Source organism: Subsaxibacter sp. CAU 1640 (genome assembly GCF_023156585.1).
Taxonomy (GTDB): domain Bacteria; phylum Bacteroidota; class Bacteroidia; order Flavobacteriales; family Flavobacteriaceae; genus JBPOFM01.
This window is the reverse complement of sequence record NZ_JALNMI010000003.1, coordinates 200,021-212,447: the sequence shown is the minus strand read 5'-3', so window position 1 is coordinate 212,447 and position 12,427 is coordinate 200,021. Positions and strand designations below refer to the sequence as shown.

9 protein-coding genes are annotated in these 12,427 nt (G+C 35.1%); all 9 read left to right on the top strand.

The window, feature by feature from the left end; translation table 11 throughout:
• Nucleotides 1–215: 215 nt before the first annotated feature.
• The 9 genes from M0G43_RS08505 to M0G43_RS08465 all read left to right on the top strand — a co-directional run bounded on the left by M0G43_RS08505 (nt 216) and on the right by M0G43_RS08465 (nt 12,337).
• The gene (locus M0G43_RS08505; protein ID WP_248025053.1) at nt 216–641 is read left to right on the top strand and encodes a hypothetical protein; all 426 of its coding nucleotides are present in this window, start codon (nt 216–218) and stop codon (nt 639–641) included.
• 261 nt (nt 642–902) lie between these two features.
• A complete protein-coding gene (locus M0G43_RS08500; protein ID WP_248025052.1) occupies nt 903–2,366 on the top strand; it encodes a DUF2779 domain-containing protein in 1,464 nt (487 codons plus the stop codon).
• A 17-nt stretch (nt 2,367–2,383) separates the two neighbouring features.
• A complete protein-coding gene (locus tag M0G43_RS08495; protein WP_248025050.1) occupies nt 2,384–7,282 on the top strand; it encodes a DEAD/DEAH box helicase in 4,899 nt (1,632 codons plus the stop codon).
• A 2-nt stretch (nt 7,283–7,284) separates the two neighbouring features.
• A complete protein-coding gene (locus M0G43_RS08490; RefSeq protein WP_248025049.1) occupies nt 7,285–7,911 on the top strand; it encodes a hypothetical protein in 627 nt (208 codons plus the stop codon).
• A 4-nt stretch (nt 7,912–7,915) separates the two neighbouring features.
• Nucleotides 7,916–9,121, top strand: a complete 1,206-nt coding sequence (locus M0G43_RS08485; protein ID WP_248025048.1) for a putative phage abortive infection protein — start codon at nt 7,916–7,918, stop codon at nt 9,119–9,121.
• 12 nt (nt 9,122–9,133) lie between these two features.
• On the top strand, nt 9,134–9,472 hold the full coding sequence (locus M0G43_RS08480; protein WP_248025047.1) for a hypothetical protein: 339 nt from the start codon (nt 9,134–9,136) through the stop codon (nt 9,470–9,472).
• Between the two features lie 36 nt (nt 9,473–9,508).
• The gene (locus M0G43_RS08475; protein ID WP_248025046.1) at nt 9,509–10,864 is read left to right on the top strand and encodes an HNH endonuclease family protein; all 1,356 of its coding nucleotides are present in this window, start codon (nt 9,509–9,511) and stop codon (nt 10,862–10,864) included.
• Between the two features lie 29 nt (nt 10,865–10,893).
• The gene (locus tag M0G43_RS08470) at nt 10,894–11,850 is read left to right on the top strand and encodes a toll/interleukin-1 receptor domain-containing protein (RefSeq protein ID WP_248025045.1); all 957 of its coding nucleotides are present in this window, start codon (nt 10,894–10,896) and stop codon (nt 11,848–11,850) included.
• A 202-nt stretch (nt 11,851–12,052) separates the two neighbouring features.
• Entirely contained in the window at nt 12,053–12,337 is a 285-nt protein-coding gene (locus M0G43_RS08465; RefSeq protein ID WP_248025043.1) for a hypothetical protein, read from the top strand.
• The last annotated feature ends 90 nt before the right edge of the window (nt 12,338–12,427 follow it).

Sequence of the window (12,427 nt, the reverse complement as noted above, 5' to 3'; positions counted from 1 at the left end):
GATGTGCTTTGCAGTTATTCTTCGAATAAAACCAGAAGTTCAAAGCTAAATCTTTTCCAAGGCTTCAAAGATTCTTTACGCTTTGAACTTCTTATACTGCCGATTGGGGTTTTCCGCCTTTGGCGGAATGAGGTATATAAAGTGGTGGTAACGGGAAATACAACGGTGGTAACGAGAAATATAACGGTGGTAACGGGAAATATAACAGTGGTAACGTGAAATATAACGTTGGTAACGTGAAATATAACGGTGGTAACGTGAAATATAACGTTGGTAACGGGAATTATAACGGTGGTAACGGGAAATATAACAGTGGTAACGAGAATTATAACAGTGGTGACGTGAAATACAACGGTGGTAACAAGAAATATAACGGTGGTAACGGGAAATATAGCGGTGGTAACGAGAAATATAACAGTGGTAACGGGAATTATAACGGTGGTAACGGGAATTATAACAGTGGTGACGTGAAATACAACGGTGGTAACGGGAAATATAACGGTGGTAACGGGAAATATAACGGTGGTAACGAGAAATATAACGGTGGTAACGGGAATTATAACGGTGGTAACAAGAAATATAACGGTGGTAACGGGAATTATAACTGTGGTAACGCCATCTACGACGGTGGTAACGGCTAATGACGGCTGAAATGCCTATTAGATGAGGGTGATTATTATAATTAAAAAGCCAAAGCAGTGACTAGCTACTTTGGCAAAAGTCAAATGACCACAACTTCCTAGAACGGAAGCGATGTGTCGATATAAATGTATGAAAAAAAGTGATTGATGCTGTGGGTGGTTTGGAAATTTTTGTGGGGTTTGTTTGAAATATTCTTTATATATTTAGACTCTCCCTAGTAATGTTAATAGCTAAAATCAGATTTAGTTATAAATCCCTCTATGCAACTGACTAAAACCAATTTCATTCAATTCTTGAAATGCCCAGAATCTTTGTGGCTATTGAAAAACAAACCTCAAGACTATCCGCATGGTGAAACCTCACTTTTTTTGGAAAAACTGGTACAAGAAGGTTATGAGGTAGAAGAATATGCGCAACAATTGTTTGAAGGCGGCTTGGATTTAAGCGGAAACAAAAACGCCAATTATACTAGCGATAAGTTAAAAGAGGAATATCAATATTTTTTCCAACCCACATTTGTAACTTCAAAAGGCGCATTGGCAATTATTGATATTCTAGAGAAAAATGACGATGGCACTTATACTATTTATGAGGTGAAATCCTCGACATCCATTCATACGGATAGCAAACATAATCATCTTAAAGATGCCTGCTTTCAAAAGTATGTTATGACCGAATGCGGCTATACTATTGATAAGGTACACATTATTTATTTAAACAAAGAATTTGTAAAGAATGGAGACATCGACCCATCAGAATTATTAATAGTTGAAGACGTCACTGACAAAGTAAATGCCATCTATTCTGAAACAGTCAATGAAATAAATGGAGCATTAAAATTTATTAATCAAGCAGCACAACCCACACAATGCTCCTGTGTAAAAAATACAAGAAGTAACCACTGTGATGCTTTTGATTACTTTAATGATATTCCCGAACATAGCATTTATGAGTTAAATGGTATTCGTGCAAAAAAAATACATGAACTTACAGATTTAGGAGTAATTGACATTAAAGATGTGCCTTCAAATGTAGATTTGACCGAACGTCAAAGACTTCAAGTGGATTCTTTGCTAGGGCAAGCGCCTATGATTAATAAAATTGAAATTAAAAATGCTCTAGAAAATCTAGAGTTTCCTCTTCATTTTATAGATTATGAAACTTTTCCAACCGCAATTCCAAAAGTTGATGGTTTGAGCCCGCACCAACATCTTACGTTTCAAGTTTCTATTCATACTATGAATAAAAATGGTGATATCACGCATTTTGAATATTTGTCGGAGGTGATGGAATTGCCAGTAAAGATGTTACAACAAATGCAAAATTTTACGGGAGTTGAAGGTACTTTTATATCTTGGTATGCAGCATTTGAAACTGGACGAAATAACGATATGATGCGTATGCATCCAGAATTTCAACCCTATCTAAATTATATTAACAACCATATGTTCGACTTGGAAAAACTATTTTTCACTAGTTATGTTGATTATAGATTTCAAGGAAGAACTTCAATCAAATATGTTTTACCTATTTTAGAACCAAAATTTTCTTACAGTGAACTAGAAATCCAAAACGGCACTATGGCCTTGGACACATGGGGCAGACTTATGCTGCAACCACAAAGTTTTGAGGATGCTGCTGCAGTAAGAAAGCACCTTTTGGAATATTGTAAACTGGACACTTTGGCGATGGTAAAAATATATCAGCAACTTAAGAACTTATAAAACCTTCTGACTTATAAATGGCAAGATTCAAAACCCTACTTGACAAATACCGCAAATATGCATTTTCTGAAAGAGATAAAGGCGATAAATTCGAACGCCTGATGGCAGCCTATCTCCAAACGGATCCAAAATATGCCAATGAATTTAAAAAAGTATGGCTGTGGTTTGAATTTCCTGGACGTAAAGATTTGGGCGGTAATGATACGGGTATCGATATCGTAGCCTTAACGAATGATAATAAATATTGGGCCATACAATGTAAATGTTATGCAGAAGGGACAACCATCGATAAAAAAGCGGTGGATGGATTTTTGTCTACCTCTAGCAGACAATTTAAAGATGAGAACTTAAAAACGGTTCGTTTCTCACATCGTTTATGGATTGATACCACAGGAAAACGGTGGAGTTCTAATGCTGAAAATGTTATACTCAATCAAAATATTCCAGTAACAAGGATAGGATTGTTTCATTTGGAAGAGGCTCCAGTGCAGTGGGATAAACTGGATGAGGGCATTTCTGGAGTGTCAGCTCGAACTCAAAAGTATGAAGTCAAAAAACATCAAAAAACCGCTTTGGATAGTACCCATGACTATTTCAAAGAAAAAGACCGTGGAAAGCTCATTATGGCTTGTGGTACTGGTAAAACGTTCACAGCACTTCGCATTGCTGAACATGAAACCAATCACCAAGGATTAATCTTGTTTTTAGTACCATCCATAGCATTGATAGGGCAAACGTTAAATGAATGGACAGCCCAAGCGATTAAACCCATTAATCCTATTTGCATTTGTTCACAGCCTGATATCACCAAGAAGAAACAAAAAGGCGAAGATGCCGATTTCTATAGTGTCATTGATTTGGCCTTACCAGCATCAACTGATACAGAGGTTATCAAAAACCAATTCAAATACCATAAGGAACATAACAAAGGTGGCATGACCGTCGTGTTTTCCACCTATCAATCTATAGAGGTGATTGCCAGGGCGCAAAAAGCGATTCAAAAAGAAGAAGGTGATGCCGCTATTTTCGATCTAATCATTTGTGATGAAGCGCACCGAACTACGGGTGTGACATTAAGCGATGAAGACGAATCAGCTTTTACAAAGGTTCATAGCAATGAATTTATTGTAGGTAAAAAGCGTTTGTATATGACGGCAACGCCAAGACTCTATGACCCGAAAGTCAAAGACAAGGCAGCCCAAGACGATATTCTCCTTTGCTCTATGGACGATGAGACCATTTATGGTGAAGAAATTTACCGCATTGGTTTTGGTGAAGCCGTAGAGAGGAATTTGTTGACCGATTATAAGGTTCTCATTCTTACCTTAAGCGATAAGGATGTGCCACCATCGGTACAAAAAATGATTTCAGATGAAGAACAGGAAATCAATGCTGATGACGCCTCAAAACTTATAGGTTGTATCAACGCCCTTGCCAAACAAATGCTAGGCGACGATGGTGCATTGAGAGACATAGACCCAGGACCGATGAAGCGAGCTGTAGCTTTTTGTTCCCGTATCAATCCTACGGCTTATTCCGATGCCACAGCATCGACTACTATTGCTAATTACTTCAATACCGTTTCTGAAAACTATATTGACTCCTTGCCAGAAAAGGAACAGTATACTAGAATTGCTACGGAAGCCAAGCACATTGATGGTACGATGGCAGCACCAGAGCGTGAAGAACTATTGAATTGGTTAAAGGAAGACTCTGACCATTGTAGAATTCTTACGAATGTGCGCTGTTTAAGCGAAGGTGTGGATGTGCCATCATTGGATGCCGTGATGTTTTTATCTGCTCGAAATTCAGAAGTTGACGTCGTGCAATCCGTGGGTCGTGTGATGCGGCGTGCGGAAGGCAAGAAATATGGTTATATTATTATTCCTGTATTGGTACCGTCGGATATAGAAGCAGACAAAGCCCTTGACGACAACAAGCGTTATGCCGTGGTGTGGACAGTTCTCAATGCCCTACGGGCGCACGATGACCGTTTTAACGCCATTATCAATAAGATAGACCTTAACAAGAAACGACCAGATCAAATTTTGATAGGGCGCCCTGACTATTCCTTTGATGAAGATGGTAATTGGGTGAACGAAAACGAAGATGGCTATAAAACCAATAAGCTGAACCAGCAATTCGCCTTACAGTTTGAGGCTTTACAAAATGTGTTGTATGCACGTTTGGTGAAAAAAGTAGGAGACCGCAGGTATTGGGAACAATGGGCACAAAATGTGGGTGAGATTGCCACACGATTGATTGAGCGTTTTACTTACCTCACTGAAGAAAAGACAGAACATCGGGAAGCTTTTGAACTTTTCCTGAAAGGACTGCAAGCCAATATTAACTCCAGTATCACCAAAAAGGAAGCCATTGAAATGCTGGCACAGCATATGATTACCAAACCCGTTTTTGAGGCTTTGTTTGAAGGCTATTCTTTTGTAGATAATAATGCCATTTCCCAATCTATGCAAAAAATGGTAGGCTTGCTAGAAGAAGGTGCTTTGGAAAAAGACACCAAAGTCTTGAATAAATTCTACGAATCGGTACGTATGCGTGCTGCTGGTATTGATAATGCTGAAGGTAAACAACGCATCATTATTGAGTTGTACGACAAGTTTTTTAAAACGGCTTTCCCACGAATGGTTGAGCAATTGGGTATTGTTTATACCCCTGTAGAGGTGGTTGATTTTATCTTGCATTCTGTAAACGATGTCTTGCAACAAGAATTTGGGCAAAGCATTTCTGATGAAAACGTACACGTGCTCGACCCCTTTACAGGTACAGGTACTTTTATTACCCGATTAATACAGTCTGGCCTCATTAAAAAAGAAGACTTGCCACGTAAATACGACCGTGAACTCCACGCCAATGAAATTGTGCTTTTGGCATATTACATTGCCGATGTCAATATAGAAAATGCCTACCACGATGTGATGGGCAACGAAGGTGATTATGTCCCTTTTGATGGTATTGTATTGACGGACACCTTCCAATTAGGCGAAACTAAAGACAGCGTGATTTTCTCTGAAATGTTCCCACAAAATTCGGAACGTTTGGAAATACAGAAAAAGGGACCCATTCGCGTCATTGTTGGAAATCCACCATATTCTATTGGGCAAAAGGATGCAAACGACAATGCACAAAACCAAAGTTATGAATTATTAGATGCGAGAATTGCCAACACCTATGCCAAGGAATCCAAAGCAGGATTGAACAAATCTTTATACGATGCATATATCAAAGCGTTCCGATGGAGTACCGATAGATTAGCAGATGATGAAGGAGGAATTATTGGTTTTGTAACCAATGGTACTTGGTTAGATGGCAATTCACAAGATGGCTTTAGAAAAGTTTTGGAAAAGGAATTTGACAGTATTTATGTCTTTAATTTAAGAGGAAATGCCCGTACTTCGGGTGAATTAAGGCGTAAGGAAGCAGGAAACGTTTTTAAAGAGGGTTCAAGAACTCCAATCTCGATAACTATTTTGGTTAAAAATCCAGAGAAAAGACAAGACAAGGCAGTTATTAAATACCACGATATTGGCGATTATTTATCGCGCGAGGATAAACTGAAAATCATATCAGAATTTGGTTACATTTCAAATCCTGAAATGAAACTAAAGACTCTAAAACCAAATGAACATGGAGATTGGATTAATCAACGTAATGAAGCATTCGATGAATGGATTCCTATCGAAACTGAAAAAAAAATAAAGAATGTTCAATCCTATTTTACAATAAATGGTCCTGGAATATCTTCAGGAAGAGATTTTTGGGTTTACAATTTTTCAAAAAATAAATTACATAAGAATTTAGATGACTCATTAAGATTTTATAACGAACAGAGAATTGGTTTTAAGGAAGCGCAAAAGATTAATGATGAGTTAAAAGTCAATGACTATATTAGTAGTGATTCGACTAAAATCAGTTGGACAGTTAATCTGAAAAATAGCCTTGAAAAAAACAAGAATTTAAATTTATACAAAGACAAGTTTTTTACTGGAATCTATCGACCATTCTTTTCTCAAAATTTATATTATGATGATAGTTTGATAGAAAGACCAGGATTAAATAGAGTGTTTTTTCCTGAAAGAAAAGAGAATCTGGTAATCACTATTTCAGGAATTGGTTCGAGCAAATCATTCTCGACATTAATTACCAACAAACTAATATCGTATGATTTTTTAGAGAAGACACAATGTTTTCCTCTACATTATTACGAAGAACAAACCAAACAAACCCCTGGACTGTTTGACCAAGAAGGAGAAAGCGAGTACATACGGCACGATGGGGTCAGTGATTTCATTTTAGGTCGTGCCCAAAAGCAATATGGTAAATCGGTTACCAAAGAAGATATTTTCTATTATGTCTATGGCATTTTGCACAGCCCAGATTACCGAGAAACCTTTGCCAACGATTTAAAGAAAATGTTACCACGTATTCCTTTGGTTGACAGCCCAAATGATTTCTGGAAATTTTCAAAGTCAGGCCGTGCGTTGGCAGACTTACACATTAATTACGAGAGTGTACCAGCCTATCCAGAGGTAGAAATTCAAGGTCAGGAAGCCTTAATCAATTTAGATGCCTATGCGCATTATGCCGTATCCAAAATGAAGTTCCCTAAAAAAGACCAAAAGGATACTATTATCTATAACGGACGTATCAAAATCAAGAACATCCCAGAAAAAGCCTATGACTATGTTGTAAATGGTAAAAGCGCCATTGAGTGGATTATGGAACGCTATCAAGTGACCACCGATAAGAAATCGGGCATTACGAACAACCCCAACGATTGGAGCAAAGAGCACGACAACCCAAGCTATATTTTTGATTTGCTGTTGAGCATTATTAATGTTAGTGTGCAGACTGTGGATATTGTGGCGGGGTTGCCTAGATTGGAGTTTGAGTAATTATGGAAATAGATGATTATAACAGAGTAGCCAGGTTATTTCAGTTTTTGAACAATAACCACAGTCAATTGCATTATCAGTATGGTGGATTTGAAGGAAGTTATAAGACGTATCAAGTTGATGATGTGCAGTTACCGGATGATACACTACAACTAATTGATGAATTAAAATTTATAAAAGTTGCAGACTTTTACAAGAAGGACTATTTAATAGCAAACGGTTATCCAGAACGATATATCAATAATGAAATGGTTAAAACTTCGGATACTCTATTTGGTTTCCATTATCAGGTACCAACTATTTTATTTTATTATATTTTCAATGGCCTCAAAGAGGCAGCAATCCAGTTTTTAAAAGAAATCGATTCTGATAATTTTAAATCTCTATATGGACATATGGTCAGCAGAGATAAATACAATTTTGAATATCCCAGTATCATGCACGACGAAATATTTAAATATTTTGATTCACGTATTCCTAATTTTAATCTCTTACATCACCAATTGAATTGGTTGTCAGATATGAGTTATAGCGATGGGAGTATGACTACTTATAAAATTTTAAGATTAGAAAATTGTATTGAGAATTTAAAAGGGTTTGATTTTGGAAATATTGATTTAATAAATTAATAAAATGAGTGCTAGTGGGAAAAATAAGAAGAAGTCACGATTCTTGTGGTTTAGAAAACATAAGGGAATAACTAAAGCCTTAATCTGGTTTAGAAATGTAAGAGGGAAAAAGAATGAATACAAATACTTTTGGCCAACAGTTGTTTTTTCTATACTACTTGTTTTTAGTCTTTGGTATTTTAATTATGACTATGGATTAAGTTTATGTAAAGAACAAAGAGGGATTTTTGGTGATATGTTTGGAGCTGTTAACGCTGCTTTTTCTGGATTGGCGTTTGCAGGTATTATCATTAGTTTATACCTACAGAGAATTGATTTAAAAAATCAGTTTGAAGAAATACAACAAACTAACAAGGAGTTTAAAATTCAGAATGATACTCTTCAGCTTCAAAAGTTTGAAAATCAATACTACAAAATGATTGAATTGCATAGAGGGAATGTCCAAGAAATGAAGATTTCATTTTTCGATTTTCAAAAAGTACCATATCAAGATGCTACAGGGCATGGGTATAGAGCGCAGGAATTTCTACGAGATATTGATGGTCGAAAAATCTTTGTTGGCATGCTAAACGAGTTTAATGCCTTGTACCATATATTAGAGAATGTATCAAATGATATAGAATTAAAACTTACCCCTAAAGACTTAATTGATTATAGCTACCAAGTATTCTTTTACGGTAAAAACTCAAAAAAGATAGATTTTGGAGATTGCCCTGGAAAATTCAAGGATAAATTATTTAACATATTAAAACAAAAACAAGAAGAATTTTATAATAGGAATAAAGCAGAGGATTCAAAATTTAGAAAAAATGAATATTATTTAAAGTTTTATCCATTTGAAGGACATGAGTCCAGATTGGCACATTATTACAGACATCTATTTCAAACAGTAAAATATGTGATACAACAAGAAGAGAAGAAGTTAATATCGTACAGTGAATCCCGACAATATTTAAGAGTTTTAAGAGCACAATTATCTAATGCAGAACAGGTATTGTTGTATTACAATTATTTAGCTGATTTTGGTAATAATTGGGACTATTTAGGAAAAAAAGGGTATCGATTCTTAACCAAATATAGAATGTTACATAACATTCCATTTGAAAGTATTGCAACAGGCATAGAAGACCCAAGAGACCATTTTAAAGATTATATAAAAAAACACGCAACTGAAGAAGACCCTTTGTTTGAGTGGGGGGACATATATTAAAATATAACTGCAATGGAAAAGCGCATAAATTTACTAAAGGAATTGTTTGATAATAGAGTAACTTATGATTTGTTTTGGAATTTATTATACAATATGCATAATGGTCCAACAAGAAGAATAAGGATACAATGGAACAGTTTTGATATTGCTGGCTGGGCAGAATTCTATAAACGAGAGAATATTGAGGTTAATGAAAATCAAATAAAATTAGTGTTTGATTATCTGAATATTTACCACAATAATGTGGTAATAGGATTGGGTCAAAACAAATATCAGGCAAATCACAATTATGATATACAAGAAGAAAATTTTATGATAGAGTTGATTGCATTAAAAGTCCAAGAAAGATAAAAAATTTAAATAATTAACATCACCAATCACGTAAAAATGGAACTAAATTCAGACAAAATAAAAATTAAAGATTTATTAGAGCTTAAACGCAAAAACATGATATCGGTCAATCCTGAATATCAAAGAGGTGCTGTATGGAAAGAACCGCAGCAGAAAAAATTGATTGACAGTGTTCTTCGAGGCTATCCGTTACCTCTAATCTATCTTCATCATAAAAAGGAGGAGATTGCAGGTATGAAACGAGAAGATTTGGAAATTATAGACGGTCAACAACGCATCAATGCACTATATCTTTTTGGAGAAAACGCTTTTAAACTTTTCGACCCGGTTAAAGATGACAAAGTAGCAAGATTTCCGAAGTTCATCAGTGATTTACCGTGCCCGTGGGCACATTGCGATTATCTTGGTCTAGACGACAACTTAAAAGAAAAGTTTGATAATACCGAATTGTTTTTAGTAAAAGTAACAACAGACAATGAGGACGAAGCAAGAGACCTCTTTATTCGTTTGCAAGCAGGATTGCCTTTAAATGCTCAAGAAAAAAGAGATGCTTGGCCAGGTGGTTACACCGAGTTCGTTCTAAAATTTGGTGGCAAACGAGAGTTAGCAAGATATCCAGGTTATGATTTTTTTAAAAAATTGAGCAACAAAACAGATCGAGGACAAGTACGACAACTTTGTGCTCAAATTGGAATGATGTTTTTAGAAGAAGCCACAAAAGGTAATTGGATGGATACTGGTACAAGCGCCATTGATGATTATTATTACAGTAATTTAGGGTTCGATATGAAATCTCCGAAAGTGGCAAAATTTGGCCGTCTATTGGACCAAGTATATGAACTTTTTTTAGGATACAGAGGTCCAAAATTGAGAGGACATGAAGCTATACACATCTGTTTATTGGTGGATAGTTTAAGTGAAGATTACACTAAAAGCTGGCAAACAAACTTCATTTCGGCATTTGACGATTTTCGAAAGAAAAGTGCTTTGGCCAAGAAAACAAAAGATGGTGAATATTGGTTCAACTATGGTTCTTTAACCCAAACTCAATCCTCAAATGCAAAAACGATTCAAGAGAGACATAAATTTTTTACAAATAAAATGTTCTCAATATTACAACCGGTTAGAAAAGATAATGTTAGAACTTACGGTCAATTAGAAAGAGAAATAATATATTTTAGAGACAACAAGAAGTGCCAAGTATGCAAAAGTGAAGTTGCATGGGATGATTTAGAAATCCATCATGTCGATGAACATCAAAATGGAGGTCAAACTACCATTTATAATGGGGTGTCAGTTCATAAAGATTGTCATCCTAAAGGTCAAGCGGCTATCAATTTCTTTAATAAGTGGAATAGTGAAAAAGAAGTTAAAGAAAATTATACCTCTTAAATCGATTTTTATTTAAAAAATGATAATAAATGAAAGCATTTATATCCTACAGTCATAAGGACGAAAACTATTTAGAACGCTTGCATGTGCATTTAGCGCAATTGAAGAGGGAAGAATTAATTGAAGCCTGGACTGACGAAGCTATTCCTGCTGGTGGAAAATTAGATAACATTATTTCTGAATCATTGGAGAAATCAGATGTTTTCATAGCACTTTTAAGTCCAGATTATATTAATTCAAATTATTGCTATGATAAAGAATTTAAGAGAGCTCTCAAAATGCAAGAAGATAATCAACTTACCATTATTCCAATAATTTTAGAACCTTGTGATTGGACCAACACTCCTTTCAAACAATTTAAGGCATTGCCTAAAGATGGAAAGCCTATATCTGATTGGAACAATATGAATACAGCATTCTTAAACATCATCCAAGAAGTTAGACTTTTGTTACAGTTGGGTACAATTAGTGAAACTTTGAATCCAACGATACCGCTTCAAAATGTGAAAAGTAATTTACGCAATTATAAAATTAAAAAGGACTTTGATTCGATTGAAAAAATGGAATTCGTTGAAAATGGATTTGATGAACTAAAGAAGAATTTAAAGAATTATATAGATGAAGTAGTTAACTTGGATAATATTAAGGCAAGAGTATTAAAAGACAATAACATTTCTTTCGAATGTCTAATTGTAAATAGAAATAAAGTCAATACTGAAGCAACATTGGAACTTTCCAAATCTGATGGAAAGAATACATATCATTTTAATTATCTAAATCGTTCAGAATTCGCTTTAAATTTCAAAATTAATTTAATCAACGGTAACAACACTGAAGGATATTTTAATCTTGAACATGACGAATTCAATATGTACTGGACAGACAATACTTTTGGAAATTATCAACAAGAAAAGAAATTGTCTATAAAAGAAATGGCTGATTATATTTGGAAACAGTGGTTAGGCTGTGTGGGAATTGAATTTTAATTACCTCCAACAAAAATTCCTAAAATATAAAACAATTACCATCCAAAATAAAAACAACTTTTCTGTTATATAAAGAAAAAGTATGTGTATAATTTCAAATAAAATAAAATTTTGCACCTGTGCGAGTGAAAGCTTTCAAATTGATGAACTCAATCATTACTGGATTCTGCATAGTAGAACTAAAAACAAAAACTTGCAGCTTATGGGTGAAACTGCAATACCCTATTTTCTAAATCCGATGTTTGATATTAATGAAAAACTTCTTCTAGAAGTTTTGAATTCTCCAAATGCTTTTGATAAAGAACTTAATTTCAAAAGGGGTAATCGATTGGAAGTTTTCCTATTTAATCATTCAACTTCAGGAGACAATTTATACTTCAACTTCAGATATACGGGTAAGTTATGGACGGCTATAGATGGTGATGTTTTTGATTTAATGAGTAGGTTTGATAAGGTGATACAAGGAGAGATCAAAGTAACGGAATGAAATATGACGTGGCAATTAATTGTCTAGAAATTTAATCGCTTCGTTCTTCGGCCTCGCGATAACAACATGGGTTTTGGCTTACTGTCATGA